At 47.6% G+C, this 21,282-nt stretch carries 19 protein-coding genes and 1 pseudogene; 8 read left to right on the forward strand and 12 right to left on the reverse strand.

Annotated features, from left to right (window positions below; all coding sequences use genetic code 11):
- The 10 genes from J4G02_15795 to J4G02_15840 form a co-directional block, all read right to left on the reverse strand.
- On the reverse strand, positions 1-299 hold a 299-nt coding region (locus tag J4G02_15795; protein ID MCE2396027.1), incomplete at its 3' end, for a hypothetical protein.
- A gap of 13 nt (positions 300-312) precedes the next feature.
- Positions 313-1,113 (reverse strand): SDR family oxidoreductase, encoded by an 801-nt coding sequence (locus J4G02_15800; GenBank protein ID MCE2396028.1) that lies wholly within the window; start codon positions 1,111-1,113, stop codon positions 313-315.
- 329 nt (positions 1,114-1,442) lie between these two features.
- Positions 1,443-2,864, reverse strand: a complete 1,422-nt coding sequence (locus J4G02_15805; GenBank protein ID MCE2396029.1) for an SUMF1/EgtB/PvdO family nonheme iron enzyme — start codon at positions 2,862-2,864, stop codon at positions 1,443-1,445.
- 274 nt (positions 2,865-3,138) lie between these two features.
- The gene (locus J4G02_15810; protein ID MCE2396030.1) at positions 3,139-3,921 is read right to left on the reverse strand and encodes a phytanoyl-CoA dioxygenase family protein; all 783 of its coding nucleotides are present in this window, start codon (positions 3,919-3,921) and stop codon (positions 3,139-3,141) included.
- A gap of 150 nt (positions 3,922-4,071) precedes the next feature.
- The gene (locus tag J4G02_15815; protein MCE2396031.1) at positions 4,072-4,815 is read right to left on the reverse strand and encodes a class I SAM-dependent methyltransferase; all 744 of its coding nucleotides are present in this window, start codon (positions 4,813-4,815) and stop codon (positions 4,072-4,074) included.
- A gap of 90 nt (positions 4,816-4,905) precedes the next feature.
- Positions 4,906-5,853 carry a D-2-hydroxyacid dehydrogenase gene (locus J4G02_15820; GenBank protein MCE2396032.1) on the reverse strand — a complete coding sequence of 316 codons (948 nt, stop codon included), beginning with the start codon at positions 5,851-5,853 and terminating at the stop codon, positions 4,906-4,908.
- Positions 5,854-5,928: 75 nt separating this feature from the next.
- The gene (locus J4G02_15825) at positions 5,929-6,798 is read right to left on the reverse strand and encodes an HAD hydrolase-like protein (protein ID MCE2396033.1); all 870 of its coding nucleotides are present in this window, start codon (positions 6,796-6,798) and stop codon (positions 5,929-5,931) included.
- A gap of 99 nt (positions 6,799-6,897) precedes the next feature.
- Positions 6,898-8,364 (reverse strand): decarboxylating NADP(+)-dependent phosphogluconate dehydrogenase, encoded by a 1,467-nt coding sequence (gene gnd / locus J4G02_15830; GenBank protein ID MCE2396034.1) that lies wholly within the window; start codon positions 8,362-8,364, stop codon positions 6,898-6,900.
- 517 nt (positions 8,365-8,881) lie between these two features.
- Positions 8,882-9,493, reverse strand: coding sequence for an RNA polymerase sigma factor (locus J4G02_15835; protein MCE2396035.1), 612 nt, complete (start codon positions 9,491-9,493; stop codon positions 8,882-8,884).
- Between the two features lie 146 nt (positions 9,494-9,639).
- Positions 9,640-10,506: a MarR family transcriptional regulator gene (locus J4G02_15840; GenBank protein ID MCE2396036.1), complete on the reverse strand. Its 867-nt coding sequence runs from the start codon at positions 10,504-10,506 to the stop codon at positions 9,640-9,642.
- 165 nt (positions 10,507-10,671) lie between these two features.
- On the opposite strand from J4G02_15840, the gene J4G02_15845 reads away from it, so the two are divergent.
- The 7 genes and pseudogenes from J4G02_15845 (at position 10,672) to J4G02_15875 (ending at position 16,983) form a co-directional block, all read left to right on the forward strand.
- On the forward strand, positions 10,672-12,219 hold the full coding sequence (locus J4G02_15845; protein MCE2396037.1) for a DUF2088 domain-containing protein: 1,548 nt from the start codon (positions 10,672-10,674) through the stop codon (positions 12,217-12,219).
- A 58-nt stretch (positions 12,220-12,277) separates the two neighbouring features.
- Positions 12,278-13,888: an AAA family ATPase gene (locus J4G02_15850; GenBank protein MCE2396038.1), complete on the forward strand. Its 1,611-nt coding sequence runs from the start codon at positions 12,278-12,280 to the stop codon at positions 13,886-13,888.
- Positions 13,889-14,037: 149 nt separating this feature from the next.
- On the forward strand, positions 14,038-14,988 hold the full coding sequence (gene cysK, locus J4G02_15855; GenBank protein ID MCE2396039.1) for a cysteine synthase A: 951 nt from the start codon (positions 14,038-14,040) through the stop codon (positions 14,986-14,988).
- 101 nt (positions 14,989-15,089) lie between these two features.
- Positions 15,090-15,854: a phosphoadenylyl-sulfate reductase gene (locus J4G02_15860; protein ID MCE2396040.1), complete on the forward strand. Its 765-nt coding sequence runs from the start codon at positions 15,090-15,092 to the stop codon at positions 15,852-15,854.
- Positions 15,855-15,968: 114 nt separating this feature from the next.
- Positions 15,969-16,265, forward strand: a complete 297-nt coding sequence (locus tag J4G02_15865; protein ID MCE2396041.1) for a MoaD/ThiS family protein — start codon at positions 15,969-15,971, stop codon at positions 16,263-16,265.
- A pseudogene (locus tag J4G02_15870) lies at positions 16,252-16,710 on the forward strand (M67 family metallopeptidase). The gene J4G02_15865 and the pseudogene J4G02_15870 overlap by 14 nt, the downstream one beginning before the upstream one ends.
- 33 nt (positions 16,711-16,743) lie before the next feature.
- A complete protein-coding gene (locus J4G02_15875) occupies positions 16,744-16,983 on the forward strand; it encodes an NIL domain-containing protein (protein ID MCE2396042.1) in 240 nt (79 codons plus the stop codon).
- Positions 16,984-17,045: 62 nt separating this feature from the next.
- Here the strand turns inward: J4G02_15875 and J4G02_15880 are convergent, their stop codons facing one another.
- Both J4G02_15880 and J4G02_15885 read right to left on the reverse strand, forming a co-directional pair.
- On the reverse strand, positions 17,046-20,531 hold the full coding sequence (locus tag J4G02_15880) for a UvrD-helicase domain-containing protein (GenBank protein MCE2396043.1): 3,486 nt from the start codon (positions 20,529-20,531) through the stop codon (positions 17,046-17,048).
- A 120-nt stretch (positions 20,532-20,651) separates the two neighbouring features.
- Positions 20,652-20,789: a hypothetical protein gene (locus J4G02_15885; GenBank protein MCE2396044.1), complete on the reverse strand. Its 138-nt coding sequence runs from the start codon at positions 20,787-20,789 to the stop codon at positions 20,652-20,654.
- 328 nt (positions 20,790-21,117) lie between these two features.
- On the opposite strand from J4G02_15885, the gene J4G02_15890 reads away from it, so the two are divergent.
- Positions 21,118-21,267 (forward strand): DUF433 domain-containing protein, encoded by a 150-nt coding sequence (locus tag J4G02_15890; protein ID MCE2396045.1) that lies wholly within the window; start codon positions 21,118-21,120, stop codon positions 21,265-21,267.
- The last annotated feature ends 15 nt before the right edge of the window (positions 21,268-21,282 follow it).

Genomic DNA, 21,282 nt, shown 5'->3' on the forward strand with positions numbered 1-21,282 from the left:
GCGTCGGTGTAAAGTGCTACCTCACCGTAGCGTTCGCCAAATGCTTTCAACCGTTTCCGATCGCGATCTGCGCCGGCGACTAAATCAATCTCCGGTCGGTCCGACATCACTTCTGCCCAGCTATGAGGCACATTTCCTGTCCTGTGATACTCGTGGAGGTGAAATCTACGGTGGATATCGAGTTCAGGCGTGGGACGATCTACATCGTCGACGTTATACGGATCCCAAATCCGCCCGGCGAGATCGGAGAGCATTCCCATCCAACCTAGCCCGATGACTCCAGCCCGATACTTCGCCATGTCACTTGCCTCCTTAGACGCATTTACAACTCGCCCCACCATCGACCACGAGTTCTGTCCCGGTGATATATTTCGCTTCATCCGAAGCGAGGAACAGTGCAGCGTGCGCCACATCCCAGGCGTCGCCCATTTTTCCGGTGGGACAGAGGGCATTCCGAACCTCGATCAGTTTCTCTACATCTCCGTCCCCATAGCTATCGACAAGCGACTGAATGACCATTGGTGTGTTCATGAAACCGGGCAGAATACTGTTGGCTCGGATGTTCTTTTTCGCGTACTGGAGGGCGATACTCTGGGTGAACTGCCTGATTGCCCCTTTGGTCGTGCTGTACGAGATGTAGGGTACTCCCAGCCAGCGGATTCCAGCGATAGAGGAGATGTTCACGATGGCACCGCCTCTCTGCCGTTCCATCTGGGGAAGTACATATTTGCAGGTCAAAAAGATGCTCTTGAGATTGACGTTGTTGACGAAATCCCAGCTTTCTTCGCTTGCCTCAACCGGACCGCCGAGTTCAAGAATACCGACATTATTGTGAAGAATGTTAATGCGACCGTAGGTTTCAAGACAACGTTCTACCATTTCCTCAACCGCCTCAGATTTGGAAACATCTGTCTGATGGGCGGTACAATCGCCTCCCTCTTGGTTGATGATTCCCTTTGTCTCTTCAGCGGCGGCGAGGTTAATGTCGATAGCGAAGACTTTCGCCCCCTCGCGTGCAAAGAGAACAGCGGTCGCCTTGCCGTTACCCCAGCCCGGTCCGACTGATCCCGCGCCGGTCACAATTGCCACTTTATCTTTTAAGCGATTTCCCATAGATTTCTCCTTGGATAATTTAAGGCACGGGATTTACGCATTTCAGCATAAGTGGCGGGGGGCAAGTCCAGGAGGATCTGCGATGAATCGAGAGCAAGCCTGTGACCGCGGATGCCCTACCTACAGTTGACTGCGTAAGTCCTGAGGTACTCATGTGAAGATAGGCATCGTGAAAACATGCCGTGCTATTATTGTTGACTTCTAGAATATGAATTATTCGGGACACTGTGCTACGATTGTATTGATTCATAATAATATGTTCTACATAATTCAAACAACTCAAATTGCCTACTCGGAGAACGTATCCGGGGGCAATAATAGCCCAAGAATTACGGTCCCGGTGTCTTCGCACAGCGAAAACCCGTGGTTTGGCTTGTGGCCAGCGGATCAAAGAAGTTGCGACTCGCTATTCGTAGTTTGTTATCTGCACTACTCCATGAGCCTCCACGCGTTACGCGGCGGGTATTGACATTTGCAAAATCGTCATTCATGAACGTAATCAATTTACCAGCAATTGGATTGTTTTCTTGACTTACGGCATAGAATTTAGCATCGTATTCGTCGGTGCACCATTCCCACACATTACCGCCCATATCATACAAGCCGTAGCCATTTTTGGCAAAGCTGCCAACAGGGGCAGGTCCGTCCCATATATCTTTACCACCTTTGCCTTTATAGTTGGCATCTTCATGAGTGATGTCATCTCCCCAAGGATAGCGGATACCAGCTTGTCCACCGCGAGCAGCATATTCCCACTCCGCTTCGGTTGGGAGCCGTTTACCGGCCCATTGGGCATAGGCGGCAGCATCAAGCCACGCCACACCGACAACAGGTTGGTCTGGCGCATTGAAGGCGGGATCATCCCAATGATCCGGTGCCTTGTATCCTGTAGCGTCGAGGAACTGTTGGTATACAGCATTAGTTACTTCAGTCACATCCATGTAGAAAGCATTAACAGTAACCGTGTGAACCGGTTGCTCGTGAGGTAAGCCTTCTCCAAAGGAATCACCCATCTCAAACGTGCCGGTGGGAATCAGCAGCATTGTTGTGCCATCGCTTTCGGACACAATCTCTGGTTCAGCAGTGACACTTATCACTTTTTCTTTTTCCATTGTGGTGGGGCTCGGGGCACCATTGCGTACCGTTAGGGTAATAGTATACTCTCCAACTCGCTCGTAGGTGTGTGATGCCGCGATTTCCTCGCTAAATTTTGTATGCTGCCCGTCGCCCCAATCCCATTGTACTTCGGAAATCCCGTAATGTGTGTCGCTGGATTGACTGGCATCAACGGTGATCTGCCCGCCGAAAAGATCGCCCGCATCTGCAGCGACAACTTCAAATAGTGCAATGAGTTCATGTCCGGGTGGATTTACGGCGATCTCTAGGGTTCTGTTTGAGGAGTTACGAATGAAGCCAACCTCAGCTTTTCCTTCGTACAAAACTGTTCCACCTTTTAACACTTCGACTGTTACTAACTGATTAGGTCCAAAATGGACTTCACTGAGAGCAATTTCCTCAACTAGCTGACTTGTGGGCTTGATAGAAAGATTTCGCTCGGATGTGATTGTTGCCACATTGGGTCCGGTAATTGTAATTCGTACCACGTATTCCCCTGCTTCTTTCACGTTTGAGAAGTTGACTGGGATTATTGCTGCTATTTCATCTTGAACCTCATCGCCCTCACCGCAACCTAACAAACATAGAGTAAAACTGACGTATATGAGTATTATCAAAACTGAAGTGAATTGCACTATTGTCTCCTTCATATTATAGTAAACACGAGAAATAAGAGGACATTTACCAATAACTCCGAGCCGCTCGAAGTTTCTGAAGTCCCCCTGACAAAGTGTCTCATTAATTCTAAGGTCCACTATAAATAGTCAAGACTTACGCATTTCACCATAAGTAGCACAGGACAAGTCCAAGAGGATCCGTCCGTACCAAGACCAGACATGACCAGGGATACCCCGCCTGTGGTTGGCTGTGTAAGTCCCAATAGTTTCAATATTTCTGCCGCCAAGCCTATTACATTTTCGAGAGATATGTTTCGCGTCCGATGACCTGTTCCAGATGATACATTCGTTCAGGCGAAGCGCTCTGGCGCATTAGCTCTGAGTGAACACTCTGAGACCTTGGATAATACCGTGGCTTGCCATCCCGCTGGAGGTAGTTATCAAGTTCAGCAATCTCCGCGTCTGTTTTTGCTCTACTCGCCACATTGAGGTCAAAGTGGCGACGACTGCACCCTCCGCCGAAGGAGGCGTGGTAAATATTGTGGTTAAAAACCACAACATCACCCGGTTCGGTTTCAACGGCGATGCACGGCACATCGCTCCCATCAATTCCCAACGCTTCATTTGAACCACGCACCTGCTCAATACGCTTGCGCCACTCCCCAAATAGGTGGCTGCCCGGTATCACACGGATACATCCCGTATCGCGTGTGAGTGGATCAAGGTAGAGATGAAATTTGGCGTAAAGCCCAACCCTGTGTGCGCCATCGGAATGCCAGCCGGTATCCCCGCTATAGTAATTCCCATCTCCACCCACGTAATTGAAATCCTCGCCTAACAGCGACCCAATCACCTCAAGCACTTTCGGATGGTCCAGAAGAGTACAGAGACGCTCACTTTGGTCGATGAAGGGAACGATCTGAGAGCGCTTTGTCCCATCATGCACCATGCCCTTCAGTTCAAAGATTGCACGATGTTCTTCCGTCATCCACTCAATATCTTCTGTGAGTAGGTTGGGAAGATAGAGATACCCGAACAGTTTGAAAAATTCACATTGCGCTGATGTCAATGCCACGGCACCCAACTCCTTTTCCTACGGTTTGCCAATATCAAGCTATATCACACCGGACCGTCCTTCATGGTTCAAACTTTTTTCACTTCCTATCAAAGATTCATCCGTAGAAACCCTGACGATTGGGGTTTGTCCTTCACTATGAGGGACGATTTAGCGTTTAGATGCCATAAGACCGATTAGGGGAGGGTTGGACAGGAACTCAGCCCAGAATGAGTTGCCCTGTTGAGCGGGCGCTAAATCGAGATCGACCCATTCAAAATCAGGAAATCTGGCAGTTTGAAAAGCCCACTGATAGGTCTCTGGCGCGAGGTAAAAATTTTTGAACTCAAACTGCTGCCCGCCTTCATTGACAAGTTTATATAAGATTATATCTCCCTCCGCGGGAGGACTAGTGCCCTCCTTTTCGAATCCATATTTGGCAAAAGAGACAGTGCCTTTAGGCGGGTTCCGAACGTTGTCATTGACCCCAACAAACCGTCCTCCCGAGCGCAGTACATTATAGCTAACTTGGCAAAAACGAAGGGGTTCTTCTCTAGTTTTGGCGTAATTCAAAAGGTACATGGCTACAACGACATCAACCGATTCAACTATCTCAAGTTCTGCCACATTTCGATTGAAGTATTTGCAGCCTAAAGGCAGATTCCTCTCCGCCTCTTCCGCCAATCGAATCATTTCAGCGGAAATATCGACGCCTGTGACTTCAGCAGCACCCGCCTGCTTAATCTTCCGGGTGTAAAAACCCTCACCACAAGCCAGATCTAGAATCCTCTTCCCTTGAACATCCCCCAACATCTTAAAAAGAGAATATTCTTCAAGATACTTCCGAAATGACAGCTGTTTGGAATCCCTGTAGGCTTCAGCGATATCATCATATTCATTTTTCGCCTGGGCCATGAATCATATTCCTCCTAGTCGAACCCAATAAAAAAATAGCATTTTTGTGTCAACAAAAAAGGGACGGATGATTCAGTCCCTTGATCCTTCCTAAAATCCGAGTGTTTTCCTAACCACATTCTTTAGTGGTTCACCCGCCTTATACCGCCTGATATTGTCGCAGAAAAACTCGATAGTACGGCGTGGGCGGTGCTGTGATCCTCCAGCGGCGTGCGGCGTGAGGATCACGTTGTCCATATCCCACAAAGGGCTATCCTCCGGAAGCGGTTCAATCTCGGTGACATCCAACCCTGCGGCAGCAATCTTCCTCTGTTTGAGAATTTCAATGAGGGCAGGTTCGTCAACAATTGGACCACGGGCAACATTGATGAAATAGGCACTCGGCTTCATCAGTGCGAGATTTTCGGCGTTAATCAGCCCCTGCGTCTCATCTGTGAGTGGACAAGCGATCATCACCACATCTGCGCGACTCATGAGATCAGGAAGCTGATCGATCGGCATCAATTCGTCAACGACATCAGGCTTATCCGTGCGGTAGGCATCGACAGAGATGACGTGCATCTCAAATCCTTTGGCGCGTCTTGCCATGTGTTGACCAATGCCGCCCATACCAACGATACCAATTGTGAAGCCACCAATCTCGATCATAGGTCTTCCACCGCCCCATTTACGCTGATCTTGATTGCGGGTGAATTGGTCGATGCCTCTTGCAAGAGCAAGCAGCAGCGCAAAACCTTGATCGGCGACGTGAGAGCCATACAACCCCGCTGCATTTGTCAAGATAACATCGCTATTTATGAGGGCAGGATGCAACGTACTATCCATCCCTGCGCTAGAGGACTGAATCCACTTCAGGTTTGACATCTGTTTGAACAGTTCCTCGTTACAGCCGCCAAAAAGGATTTCTGCGTCCGCAGCTTCCCTGACGTACTCTTCTTGCGAGTTTGCAAATACGACACTGTTTTCATCACCCGCAGCATCCCGGATGATTTGATTCAATTCTTCATCCGAATTTGGTCTTTGTACCAAAATTTTCATATACCGCCTCCATTAAAAAAATTAAGAAATAGAAAAACAAAGAAAAAAGAAATTTCCCTTTTCTGCCCTGCTACTTCACTTCCACGATGGTGATTCGGGCAATAATGCCTCAAACTCCTCAATTAGCTCGATTTCATACGCTCCGGCATACTCGTTGTTGAAGAATTTATCCATTCCTACATCCACAAGGCGTTCCCACGATTCTTCTTCGTATCCAGGATTGACCGGAAAAAACAGCGCACCAACGTCCCGAGCGGCTTTCAGATCGCCGGGGGCGTCGCCAATCATCAGGATGTGATCCGATGGATACTCCGTTTTTGATCCCATCTCTTGTCCTGCGATTACCGCAACATATTGGTCGATATTGTGTTCAGCCCATTCCCGTTTGAGTGCTTCGTTGGGGGTTGCTGACACGACAATCGCATCGGCACGTCCCTGTAGACTTTGCAGCGTCTCACGAACGCCGGGGAAAGGCGGCAAGTTGTGGACAATCTCAGCGATAGACTCATTGACTGCAAGGCTCCACTCAAGCACTTGGCTCAACTCCTCTCGCTGCGCTCCCGTTGTGTTTTCAATCACTGCTTCGAGTGTGGGATTACCGAGTTTGGTTTCCGTGTCTGACCATTCCCGAAGATACGGGAAATCTGGAATCGCAACACCAGCCTTTTGAACTTTCGGCATCTCTCGAAGAAGGTCACAGACAAGGAGGATCGCTTTGAAACGATTGCAGCCGCGCGTTGTGGAATAAAGATTCACAAAATCCCACGCTTGATGGACTTGCCGCGAAACGGCGGGAAGACCAAAGTACTTAATCAGGTTGACGCTGAAGCAGTCGTTGTGCTTGACTTCCATCGAATTGAACGCACAACCGTCCGAATCAATCCCGACAAAATAGTCATGTTTCGGTTGGAAGTTTCTCAACGCTGCTGCTGCACCTTGATCCATTCGATTCTCTCCTTTCTATTCGGACTATCAGGTAGACATAAGTTCAAACGTACATAAGATTTCTCGCTTCGCTGCACTTATCAATCCGTGAATCGCATTTTAATCAACAACGACTTCTGGCCTGCCTTCTACCATCCACTCTGTGTGGAAAACTGTTGGCTGCCCATCTGTTCCGACAACTGTCTTACCGTCAGCATCAATCCGGTTGTAGGTGTGTGCACCAAAGTAATCGCGTTGTGCTTGGATGAGGTTGGCAGACACACGAGCGCTGCGGTAGCTATCGAAGTAAGCCAACGCCGAGCTACACGCCGGTATCGGAATGCCGAGTTGCATAGCAGTTGCAACCACATGCCGCCAGTTGTCCTGAGTTCTTTCAATAACCTCAAGGAAATAGGGATCAAGTAATAAATTTGGCAAGTTGGGATCGTTCTCGTAAGCATCAGTGATTCGATGCAGGAAACGGGCGCGAATAATGCACCCACCACGCCAGCCGAGAGCGATTGTCCCCAGATCAAGATCCCAATTATACTCGCTGCTCGCTTCGCGCATCAGCGCAAATCCTTGGGCGTAGGAGCAAATCTTGGAAGCATACATGGCATCATGGATGGCCTCTAGCAACTCTGACTTGTCACCTTCATATTTGCCGCTGGGACCACAGATAATTTTCGAGGCTGTGACCCGTTCCTCCTTCACCGCCGAGATACATCGCGCGAAGACCGCTTCAGCGATAGTGGGAGCGGCGATGCCGGTATCTAGGGCAGAGATGCTTGTCCATTTGCCCGTGCCTTTTTGCCCCGCAGCATCGAGGATAACTTCTACGAGGGGCGCCCCCGATTTATCTGTCTGTGAAAAGATATCAGCTGTAATCTCAATCAGGTAGGAATCTAGCTCACCTTCGTTCCATTCTTTGAAGACCTGGTGCATTTCCTCAGCACTCATACCGAGGGCGTCTTTCATCAGGGCATACGCCTCACAGATGATTTGCATGTCTCCGTATTCAATGCCGTTATGCACCATTTTGACGTAGTGTCCGGCGCCATCGGGACCGATGTGAGACACACATGGGGTGCCATCGACTTGGGCTGCAATCTTTGTGAAGATGGGTTCGACAAGTGCATAGGATTCAGGCGTACCGCCGGGCATCATCGCAGGTCCATATCGAGCGCCTTCCTCACCGCCCGATATGCCGGTTCCCATAAACTGTATCCCCTTCGCTGCCAGGTCTTTGTTACGGCGGATGGTGTCTTGGAAATTTGAGTTTCCGCCATCAATGATCAGATCGCCTTCTGAGAGATGTGGTGTCAATTCGGTGATACATGCGTCAACCGCAGCACCAGCCTGCACCATTAGGATCATTTTCCTCGGTGTGCTCAACGAATCAATAAACTCTTCGATTGAGCGTGTGCCAATAATATTCTTATTTTTTGCCCCTCCTGCGATGAAATTATCCACCTTTGAGACCGTGCGGTTGAATACCGAGATCTGAAACCCCTGACTCTCAATATTAAGCGTCAAATTTTCGCCCATCACGGCTAATCCAATGAGCCCAATGTCAGCTTTTGCCATCTGTGGCGCCTCCTGTTAGTCTACAACATTAAGTACGTCGGATATGATACATCACTCCAAAAATGCGGTCAACTGAAAAATTGTGTGAGAGGTTTAATGGCTAAAATAGATTTTTCATGTTGACATATGGTCTCCTTTTTGATATGCTTGCATCAGTTCTGCAAAGTCCCAATCCAATATATATTGAGCAGTCCTCAAACTGATCGATCAGCACCCGATAAATCGGCGTAGTGAGGGTGTTTGCGGGATCCTGTTTGATTATATTGGGAATATGTCAAGGGTGCTTAGAAGCCGTTAAGACGGAGTAGGAATTCTGACGGAGTGAGGTTTATCGCTCCAGAGGCAGGATAGCATAAAGAGGAGGCTGATACAGGTAAGGCAATCGGGCGGGACAGAGAAGTGCTTGAACCTGATGCAGGACATGGATTAAGTCAGAGAACAGCTAACGTTTGACAAATGGCGGGTGACAAGCGACTCTTACCACTCAATTTTGGTATTTCAGCCACCATCGCATGAATTACGCCTGAAGATAGTGACGAAGCAGCTTTCTCAGGTTACGGTGTGCATGGAAGAGATGCGCCTTCACCGTGCCGCTTGAACGTCCCAACGTACTGGCAATCTCTTTGAGCGAAAGGCCCTCCCAGTGGCGAAGGATGAAAATCTCACGCTGTTTGGGAGCCAGTTGCCCTATTGCCCGTCGGAGATAGACCAATAGCTCTTTGTCCTCAACTGCTTGCGTTGGAGGTCTCAGATTAGGGTCCGCGATATTCATCATCGGGAGATCATCAGATTCCAACGCATAATTCACCGTTTCGCGGCGCGCGTTCTTACGCAAGAAATCGATGCAAAGGTTGACCGTAATGCGATAAAGCCAGCTATAAAACTGAGATTTTCTCTTGAAATCTGAGAGTCCCTGATAGGCTCTGATAAAAGCATCCTGAGTAATATCAAGGGCATCTTCGGAATTCGGGACAAAACGTTGCGCGAGTCGGTAGGTACGGTCATGATAGCGTACCACCAATTTATCGAAAACCGATTCATCTCCCTGCTGAAACTGCTCAATCAACTTGGCGTCATCAGGAAATACCTGTACACATCGTGGTAATATTTTTTCGTAATCTTCTTGCATTTTGCCTTTCACCAAAAATGCCGTGGTCGACACGTTTCCCTTCGGGGATTGTGACAAATTCGGCATATTTAGTCATCAATCCTGAATAGTTGATTGATGACTAAGTTTTGACAACCAATAGACTGAAGAGATAGTATAATACCGGATTAATCTATCTGTTTGAACATATTGGAAAACCAACGCTTATATCTCTTATTGTCTTTGACTATTCCCTGCAACAGTTCTAAACTTTCTTTGTGATTCGCAGTTTGTGCAGTATCCACGAGGTCTAGTATTTCTTCAAGTACGACCCGATCTTGGCGAACCAGATCAGACAGTGCTGCTTTGAGGCTTTGTTCATGTCCAAGCAGTTCAAAGATTCGATTGGCGTGGCGAATCTCTTCCGACGCCACCTGCTTTAGGTAGGCCGCGAGTTCATGTTGATTTTGCTGTTCCGCCATCTGTGCCAAGATAAACCGTGTACCAATTGAAGTCAACTTTGCATGTGCTAATTCGTCCAATTCAGCTTCTAGACGTTTTTTCACATGCCCCGGATCGCGAGGGTGAAGTTGGTCATAGCTTGGCCAAACCGGTTTGTCCATTACCTGCTTCAAGCGCGTCAAACTTTGGATCAGTTCCTCCTGTTCTTCAGAAGTCAACTGTCCAATTGTCTGATGCCAGAAATCAGTCGCGCTCTCTGACCTGTCCTGAAAAAGCTGCTGTGATTTTTCTGTCAACTGTATACGATTCTGCCGACGATCCGTATCGCATTTACGACGAATAGTCCACCCATCGCGCTCTAGGCGGTCTACAAGACCAGAGACAGTGCTGTGAGCGAGTCCGAGATGTTCTCCGAGTTCGCTGATGGTCATACCTGATTCACCTCCATACCAATGGAGGTGCAGTAAAGCGTTAAATTGCACGATCGTGAGTTTTTTCGGTACAACCTGCTGTACAAAGCGCGACTTCACCGCAGCTTGTGCATGTCGCATCACGCGCATGATCAGCATCACATTTTCAGCGTACTTGGACATTTCTTTCGTGTCTCTTTCAGATTTTCATAATTACGTCGTATAACGAATATAATTCTATTGTATACGATATAATACGATATAATTTTATTAAAGTCAACCCCAAACTGATTAAAATATACCGCCATTAAAAATTAAATAGTCACAATACACAAAGGAAAACTGTCCATGAAATATTTGACCTACTCTGGCAATCATCTGATTAACGCAAAATTGCCTGATAACTCGGAAATCTACTATCCACAACCGGCAAAACCGGGGGTGGGACGCGCCGAAATTCCAGAGCAGCTCAAAAAGGCTGTGGAAAATCCGCTGGGAATGCCTCCCCTGAAGGAACAGGTCAACGGAAACAGTAAGATTCTGATCGCTTTCGATAATAACTGTCAGCCCTTTCCAATGACAAAAAAACCTGATATGCGCCAGATTATGCTCGAAACATTGCTGCCTATGCTCTACTCCTACGGAGTTGCGAAGAACAATATACAGCTAATTTGTGCCGGTGGACTTCATCGTAAAATGAAGACGCACGAGTTGGCATACATGTTAGGTCGCAAACTTATGAACGAGTTTTATCCATATCAGTTGAGAAACTTTGATGCGGAAGATCGTGATAATATCGTCGATTTAGGCAAGACGGGCAAAAACGAAACCGTTGAGGTCGAACGTGCCGTTGTGGAAAGTGATCTAGTAATCTATGTTGACACTGTCCAAATCCCCCTTAACGGTGGTCACAAGTCGGTCGCCGTTGGAATGGGGACGTATAACTCAATCGCCCCACACCACTCCCCACACATGACTGTGGAGAGTCCACATGTTATGCAACCTGGGGGGTCAAACATGCACGATTGTATTGAGCGGATGAGCCGAGTTATTCAGAATCATAGTCAAATCATGGTTATAGAAGCTGCCATGAACAACCAAATCTATCCCACAGGTTTTCGCCAGTTGGGTAAGTCGAACGCGCAATGCAACGGTTTTGAAAAAATACTAAAAACATTGACACCACCTGCACTATCCCTGCTGCCGGAGGCTTTACGGTACAAAATCTTCAAAGGCATCCGAACCGATTATGAGCCGATTGAGATTAACGCCGGCACCATTGATGATGTTCATTCCAAAACCCTTGAAGCGATGCAAAATCAGTTGATGATCGACGTTCCGAAACAGTTCAGCACTTTGGTTTTTGGATTGCCCGATATGAGCCCGTATGCTATCGGTGCCCGAATTAATCCCGTTTTGGTTGTCAGCGACATATTGGGGTACGTTTTCAACTGGTTTTATAACAGACCGCTGATTAAAGAGGGTGGTGTCGTGATTATCTTGAATCCAACCTTTGAAGTCTTCCACGAAGAATACCACGTCGCCTACAAGAAATTCTTCGACGAAGTTCTCACTGAGACCACCGAACCTTTTGAAATGCAAAATCAATTTCAAGAGCAATACGCCCATGACCCTTATTTGATAGATTGCTATCGCAACAAGTTCGCGTATCACGGATTTCATCCTTTCACCGTCTGGTATTGGGCGACCTATGCGCTGAAATACCTGTCCAAAGTCATTTTGGTTGGCCCCAACGATGACCGCGTTGCCAAGAGGTTAGGCGTAAATTGGGCAAAAAATTTAGAGGACGCACTGGGAGTAGCGAAGGAGATTTCCGGCGAAGATGATGTTGTCGCTTTGACGATGCCGCCATTTCTTTATGTCAATGTTCAATGAAATTGGTAAGTTGGTTCGTGTCATAGGAGCATCGTAAAATTAAATTCAGAGGTGAAATATGTCCCACCAAGGAGTCAACAAAAAAATACCGACCATTGAGGAAATTCAGAAGGAGTTTGAGGATTTCGTTAAACGGAAATACGGGGGTACTGTCAACTTTACGATGTCGCAGGCGAGGCCAGATACAGCTACACCTGACGAGACAAGTACCTCCGACCCCGAAGAAAAGACGTTCGATCTGAAATTTGACCTCAAACCGAAGGAAGTTAAGCAGTATCTCGACCGTTATATCATCAAACAGGATGATGCGAAGAAAGCCTTAGCGATTGCTGTCTGCGATCATTACAATCATGTGCGCGAGGTGCACGAAAATCCAAAAGTTGCCGATACCGATTATTCGAAGCAGAATGTCGTCATGCTCGGACCGACAGGTGTCGGTAAAACCTATCTGATTCGTTATATCGCCAAGTTGATTGGTGTGCCGTTCGTCAAAGCGGACGCCACCCGGTTTAGTGAAACCGGCTACGTCGGTGCAAATGTCGATGACATGATCCGGGACCTAGTAACACAGGCAGACGACGATATTGAACTTGCACAATACGGTATTATTTACCTCGACGAAGTGGACAAAATTGCGACGCCACCGAACATCATCGGACGTGATGTCAGCGGACGAGGGGTGCAGATTGGTCTCCTCAAACTGATGGAGGAAACAGAGGTCGATCTCCGCGCTGGTTACGATGCAGCTTCTCAGATGCAAGCCATGATGGAGTTTCAACAGAAAGGCAAGATTGAAAAGCACATCATCAATACGCGTCACATCTTGTTCATTATTAGTGGGGCATTTAACGGTTTGAGGGAGATTATCAACAAACGGATGAATCAGAGCAATATTGGCTTTAATGCAACGGTGAAAAGCCAAACAGAGTTGGAGGATCCCTTTCAGTTTGTTACACCGCAAGATTTCATAGAGTTCGGATTTGAGCCCGAATTAATCGGCCGCCTTCCTGTTCATGTTATATGCCAAAACCTTTCCGCTGATGATCTCTACCATATTCTGAAACATTCCGAGGGGTCAATCGTCCGTCAGTATGAAAGGGCGTTCGGGTCGTATGGGATTGAAGTGCTGTTTTCGGATGCAGGACTCCATCAGATTGCTGAGCAAGCGTACGCCCAAGAAACGGGAGCGCGTGCGTTAATGACGGTCTGTGAAAAAACGCTACGCGAATATAAGTTTGAGCTGCCGTCCTCTAGTATCCGAGAGTTCGTTGTAACGGAAATGGTCGTTGAGGATCCGGTAGGTGAGCTGCAACGGATTCTGGAAGACGCCGACTACAACCGCCAAATTGTAATGCGTGAGCGAGTTCGCCGGTACGAAGAGGGTTTCCAAATCGAACATCAGATGCAAATCCAGTTTGATGACGAAGCGACAGAACTCTTATGCCAAAGGGCGATTGACCAGGGCCGAGCGCCAAAGGAGATCTGTGAAGAGCTGTTGCAGAGTTACCAACACGGTCTGAACCTTATCAAACAAAATACTGGGCAGTCTGTGTTCACCTTTACTGAAGCGGTGGTGGACAATCCAGATATTATGCTTGAGCGCTGGATCCGCGACTCCTACGCTGCAAAATCGAAAGAAGAAGGAAAAACAGCCGAAAAGGATCTCTGAGATTGGAGGAGATGAAATAAACTTGACGCACCAAGATAAAGTGTGCTACAGTTATAAGGTTGTCTAAAATTGGCTAATACTATCAATCCCTAAGTTATGGAGGCAAATTTTCCGCCCTGTTCTTTTTTCAACTGTGAGCGAAGAGAAACATGAAGATCGCTGAAAACCTCATTGGCCTCATCGGCAATACCCCACTGGTTCATCTAAACTACCTACCCGGTCCAGACGACGCAACAATCTTAGCGAAACTGGAATCGTATAACCCCGGCGGCAGCATCAAAGATCGAATTGGCTATGCCATGATAGCCGACGCCGAAGAACGAGGATTGCTCAAGCCGGGATGCACTATTGTTGAACCGACTGCCGGCAATACGGGAATCGGGCTTTCGATCGTTGCCATTGCAAAAGGATACCGCGTTACTTTGACCATGCCGGAGAACGTCAGCCGGGAAAAATATACACTGCTTGCCTCTTTTGGGGCAGAAATTATACTAACGCCTGAAGACGCTGGGATGGGTGGGGCAATCTGGGAAGCCGAGGAGATCATCTCACGGAATCCACACAACTTTATGCCCAATCAGTTTGAAAATCCGGTGAATCCTGAAATTCATCGACAAACAACGGCACGCGAGATTATGGACGACATTGACCGCGAGATCGACTTTTTTGTCGTTGGCGTCGGTACGGGCGGAACCCTAACAGGTGTCGGAGAAGTCCTCAAAACCCATCAATCCAAGACCCAGGTGGTTGCAGTGGAGCCGAGCATCTCGCCAGTTTTATCCGGCGGTCAGCCGGGCCCAACCCGTATTGATGGCATTGGAGCAGGCAGAATTCCAGAGGTGTTGAACGTAAATGTCATCGATCAGGTGATTACTGTGTCTGACGGGGAGGCTTATCGGATGATGCGGCGGATTTCACAAGCCGAGGGTTTGCTCGTTGGGATGTCGTCAGGAGCAAACGTCCATGCCGCATTAGAAGTCGCACGAGGACTTGGCAAGGATAAAACTGTTGTCACAATTTTGCCGGATACGGGAGACCGTTATTTTAGCCTCACCCAGTATTTTGAATCAGAAATCGGTGCGGAAGCCGGTTTTGAATGAAATAAGGAAATGAGTTTGAAAGTTCAAAAGTTGCTTGACTCACCAATTCGCTCATTCCGCATTTATTATGTTCCATGTCTACAGGAAGGATTGGGTATCCCTTGAATGAGTTAACAAATCAAGATCTGATAAATGAAGAGCTTTGCTACGAGATCCGCTTACTCGAAGAACCACAGGAAATCTTATTCAACCTCGTTAAACATTTTAAGGAACGAGCCGCGATTGTTACTAGTGGGCAATTGTCCGGGATGATTCTACTCCACATGGCTTACCAAAATAAGCTGCCATTTAGAGCCTGTACAATTGACACGCTGCGTCTGTTCCCCGAAACCTATGAATTCTTTGAGCGCGTCGAAGCGCATTACAATATTCGCATTGAAAGGATCGCCCCAGAACTGGAAGCAGTGAATCGAATGGTTACAAATCATGGGGAGTTCCTGTTCTTCGACAGCAAACAGAAACAGGAATATTGCTGTAATATCAGGAAAGTGCAGCCGATGCAGCGATTGTTGGACACATTAGATATCTGGTTTTCCGGGCTTCGACGTGATCAATCTAGTAATCGGAAAAGCACCCCCAAAGCGGAAATCATCGAGCACAACGGGCGTCCTATACTGAAAGTTAATCCCTTGGCAGATTGGCCCGAAGCGCAGATTTGGGAGTACATTCACAAACACGATATCCCCGTGAATCCACTGATGGAGCCACAGAGGTACGGGCAATACTATGAATCGCTTGGATGCGTCATCTGCACAACGCCAATCCTGCCCGGCGAACCAAAAAGAGCAGGACGGTGGCGGTGGCAAAACGCACCGTCAGCCAATGAAGATAATAAGAAAGAATGCGGAATTCACTACGCGATATAAAACCTGAAACACAAAGCATATCAGTTTTACTTCGTAAATATAGAATCTGTCAGAATTAAGACCGAATATGTTTGGTCTCGTTTTACTTAAACTTACAAAGAAGGGAGTTTTGCAATGGCTGTTACCGTACGTATTCCGACCCCTCTCAGAAGACTCACGCAAAATCAGCCGGAGGTTGAAGCAGAGGGAAACACTATTGAGAGCCTTATCGAAAACCTTGAGGCAAACTATCCGGGAATTAAAGAACGCATCTGTGATGAATCCGGTAATATTCGCCGTTTTGTTAATATTTATCTCAACGACGAAGATATTCGATTTTTAGATGGCAATGCAACGGCAGTTAAGGATGGCGACGAAATCTCAGTCATCCCGGCAATCGCAGGCGGTTCGTCAGATGATGGAAGAGACTGAAGTATTAGAATTACAAAACGAGACGCTAGATCAAATCTACGCGCACGCAAAGGTCGAATTTCCCGATGAGTGCTGTGGCATCATTTTGAGCGACGGGACCCGGGAATAAAATGAACGACATGCCGAAGATCCGGATACGTATCCCCGCGATGCACGCACCGCATATCTAATAGACCCGAACGACTTAATCCGCGTGCATAAAGAAGCTGAAACCAAAGATCGACCGATCAAGGCATTCTATCATTCACACCCAAATCATGATGCCTACTTTTCGGAAAAAGATAAAGCGGATGCAACGGCTTGGGACGAACCTGTGTATCCCGGCGCAGCTTATGTTGTGATCTCCGTCTACGACCGGGAGGTTAAAACCACAAAAGCTTTCGCTTGGAATGAGGATGATACGGATTTTGTAGAGGTGCCGATACACGCGAAGCGTGATGCGTAATAGGATTCGTTAATTTAGAAAGGAGCGGCAGATATGGCATCTTTAAGACTTCGTTTGACCTTCCCGCCGGATCTAATCACTGAGCCCATCATTCACAATATCGGTCAACAGTATAATGTGATCACGAGCATTCGACGCGCCGACGTCACGGCTGACCGTGGGTGGGTTATCTTGGAGATTAGAGGTGAGCCTGACGAGCTTGAACGGGTTGTTGAGCATCTCACGAATGTGAAGGTGAAAGTTGAACCGATTGAAGGAGATGTAGTGCAGTAAGTAAAGAATTCAGCAAGCACGGCGCGGGGAGGACAGGTAAGGACGCAAGCAGTTGACTGCTACTAATCTGCAACCATACACTCCCCGTCAACAAAATAGGGGCACGATGGACAATGGTCCCTATGCTTTTCAAACCTTCCCACCCCGATTGCATCGGCATTTACAGCCTCCTGTATAGCCTCAATCCGTTCCAGCCACGTGCTCTCAATATCCATTAATTCTTCTCTCATCATCTCCACCGAATATGTTGTGGCGAGATCTGTGACGTAGACTGTTACCGGTATGACTTGCTGTTCAGGATAGAGCCGGTGGACAAGCAAGGCATACAGTTCGATTTGTGACCGGTAGTAATCCGCTGGGGTGCCAATTGCTTCCCAATTGATGCTATCTCTTTCGTAATTGATAACCTGCCACAGTCCCCTCGAATCCTTGAAAAACCGATCTGCAATTCCTTCGACTATATGAGAACCAATCTCGGCGTGAATGTGTCGTTCACGATAAACCTCGCCTGCGTTTAACGCTATCTCCCTAACTCTTGAATCCAGAAAGCGATTGCTAGCTTCACGAATTGTCTCAGCTGTCTCCTCGGACTGGAGTTCCGATGGCGGCACCTGAATCCGGTGCTGTAGATAGAACCGCGTTGGACAGTGGGTATACGTTGTAAGTTCCGCCACCGAGACGATTTTGCTGGCGGAGGAAGGGGTCAACGGTTTGATATGGTAGGTTGGAAACTCGGCTAATGGTGGTGGGGTGGCGGTTTTCCCTTCAGCAAAGTCGAGTTCATTGGGGGATTTGATGATTCGGATAGGTAGATCGAAAGGGATTGTCGTTTCTTCCTCGCCCGACAGAACTGAAATCGTTGTTGGATATAGAAGTTCTTCCTCCGATGGCAGCCCTGAAATTTCTAGGGCATCGAAAAGCCATCCCAACCACTCTCTCGCTTCTTTTTTTTCAGTGAGTGTTCCCGATAGGATTAGCCGATCGCGAGCGCGGGTTGTTGCCACGTAAAAAAGACGCTGCTCCTCTGCCACTCTTTTGTTAGTTACACGTTCTCTCATCAAACGTGTTGCCCCCGGATCGCTTTCTGTGTAGTTATTGTCCGGATTCGCGGGGCTAAGACCGATTCCCAGTCGATCGTCAATGAACGGTTCTTGGTCATACCTTGTAACCCTTCGATCCAGATTAGGAAGAATGACGACCGGAAACTCAAGCCCTTTCGCCGCATGGATAGTCATTATCTCGACAGCGTCCGCTGTCAATTGTGTTGTCGCTTGTCCCTCGCGTTCTTCCTCCTCAATCAGTAGGTTCAATCGTTCCAAGAAATCGTGGAGATCGTTGACCCCCGATCCTTCAAGCTCCCTTGCAATTCCTAAGAATTTTTCGTAATTTGCCCACCGCTGCTCCCCGCTCTGCCCAACAGAAAGTACTCCTACCATCCCAGTATCATTGACGATTTTTCGGATAAGTTCGCTCGGTGGGATACGGTGACAGATTTCAAGATGACTTCGTAGCATCTCGACTGCGTCACTTATTGGAAAGGTTGAAGATCGATCTGTTTGGGCGACGTAATCTTGGACTTTCTCCCAGAATGACCTTTCGGAAGATTGCTGGGCTATCTCATACAATTCTACATCTGACACACCAAAGAAAGGTGCACGGAGGATTCCTGCGAGCGCCACATCGTTTTTGGAATCGTTAAGGAATTGTAGATAGTTACCGATGTCGTAAATTTCTTGACGCTGATAAAAGCCAATACCTCCTGTGATTTTGTACGGAATTTCCGCTTCAAGCAAAGCAGATTCAATCTCCGGCAGACGCGTCCGGCTGCGAATGAGGATGGCAATGTCACTGTATCGGATTGGCCTGGGTTTTTCACCGTCACCTTCGTCCGTCCAGACCGTTTCGGCTGTCCCAATCAAGCGACGGATGCGTGCCACAATCAGTTCGTTTTCATTAGTGGGAGCGTCTGATTCACCCTCAGCCTCTTCCCTTGAACCGATAAGCAGCTCTACATCACCGAGCGAGTTGGTGGTTCTGCCTTGGACCAGCGGCTCATACTTGACTTCAAACTCATTCCGTCCTCCCATGATCTCCTCAAAGGTCAGATTGACAAAGCCCACCAAGTTTCGTAACAGTCGGAAATTTTCGGGAAGACGGAGGTCACCGCGCTTCTCTAAGTCGCCTGCCTCAAGTATCTCTCCTTCCCAAGTAAAGTCTTCGGTCAATGCGGACTGATGTTCGATTAGGTCCTGTTGTGTTTTATCATATACCCGCACGTCTGCCCCACGAAACCTATAGATGCTCTGATTCTGATCGCCAACGATGAACAGATTGCCTGATTTGAAATTTGAGATCAGCGGTTTAAGAATCTCGTATTGTAGCTGGTCCGTATCTTGGTACTCATCAACCATGATATAGGGGTATCTTTTGGCGAGTTGTTCACGGATTGTCTCCTCCCGTTGTAATAGGTCCCTGACCTTGATTTGAAGATCATCGAAATCGAGTTGTCCCGCTTGGCGTTTGCGTTCTGCGTAGGCGTGTTGGACTTCGTCATAGACATCTAGCAGCAGGCGAGTTACGCTAATGAGTAATTTATCGTCAAGTAGTTCGTCGTCATTGGTAAAAGCCGGGAAAGATCGGAAATGTTTTGCCGCGGGGACAAGAAAATCAATCTCTGCTTCGATTGTATCTGTCTCGACACCGGAGCCAAGAAAGTATCGTATGCTAATTGTTCCGCTTTGGGTTATGATGAAGGGGGCTATTTTTCTCAGACGTGAAACTGCCTCTTGTGGTTCCATATTCGGCTGAATGTCCGCTACTAATTCTCGAACTGTCGCAGCAGCCCGTCCTCTAGCAATCTCTAAGACTCTGTTCAGACAACGTAACCAATCTCCAAGAGGGAACAGATCTGTTAAACTCTCCACCAGTTGTGATTGTACGAAGTTATGCCAAGCTGCCAACACCTCTGAATCCGTGAAGCAATATAAGTCACACTTCAGCCGCTCCACCACCTCGCGCTGATTAACTAGTTCAATTAAGTATCGCTCAAGCCGGGTTTTACCAAAGATTCGCAGCAATTCTACCAATTTCTTTCGGGTTTCGTCCTCATCGGGACGGTTAGCAATCTCTCTGACGGTGGAATCAATGGTTTCACGGAGAATCAACCGCTGCTGTATCCCTTGAAGCACCCTAAAGCCTGCGTCAACACCCGCTTCAACCGGATACTCTCGCAGAATCCGTGAACAAAACGCGTGAATTGTTGAGATCTGTGCAGAGAGCATTCCCGTCTTGATTTCTTCTAATCGAGTGTTGTGAGGCTCCGCCTGTAACCTTGCATTGACCTCGTTAACGACGCGCTGTTTCAGTTCCGCTGCAGCTTTCTCTGTAAACGTAATTGCGACAACCTGATTGGGAGGCAGATCTTTTTCAAGCAAAATCTTGAGGTATCGATGAACCAATACAGCCGTTTTCCCAGATCCGGCGCCAGCGGTCACGCTGATGTGGCGATTGAGATCATGTGCTTTCCTCTGGTTCCGTGTAAAGTCCACGATGCAGTAACTCCCTAAAAAAAAGAGCGATAGCACAAACAGCAGACCGTGATACGAGTTTCAATCTTATCTTGTTGCGAGGTATGGGTCTGTTCGTTTGTGAGCTATCGCCCGATTTGTCTAATACGTTTTTTTCGCTCGTTTTTCTTGTTTAGCGAGTTTTTTCTCTTTACGTCCTTTTTTGGTCGCTGTCTTTTTGACAACACCCTTATTCGCGCTGTCTAGTGATTTAGCACCTTTTCCCTTATTACCTCTCATCTTTCATTCTCCTATTCTACTGTTCCGTTAACAGCTGACAAATTGGAATGCAAGACAACCGGTCGCCATCTCACAAGCCTGTTCCAGAACAATTGTTTCTGATATTCTACAGAACCCTCTAAGTGGACCGGTATGTCTGTGATGCGCGAGGCGATTCTGTGCTTTCAAGAAGCGATTGGCAGTATAGCATAAAAGCGGATAGATTGAAAGTAAAAATTCTTTAGAATGTTTCTGCAACAAAAATCGCCTTGACGGTGGCTCCGCAACATGCTATGATACTTTTGTAGTTCAATTAGATTTTCAACCTTCCAAAAAAGGCACTGTAATCATGGCTGCCCTTTTGAAACGCATTTCAGTGGATCCAAACGTCTGTTTCGGCAAACCGTGTATCCGCGGTACTCGGATTTGGGTTTCTTTAACAAAAAATCCTTTAGGTCTAAGTCCCAAAGGTTTATGTTTGGGATACAGATTGCTTTAGCAAGTTTTTGCGTTG

Source organism: Candidatus Poribacteria bacterium, from assembly GCA_021295755.1.
GTDB lineage: Bacteria > Poribacteria > WGA-4E > WGA-4E > PCPOR2b > PCPOR2b.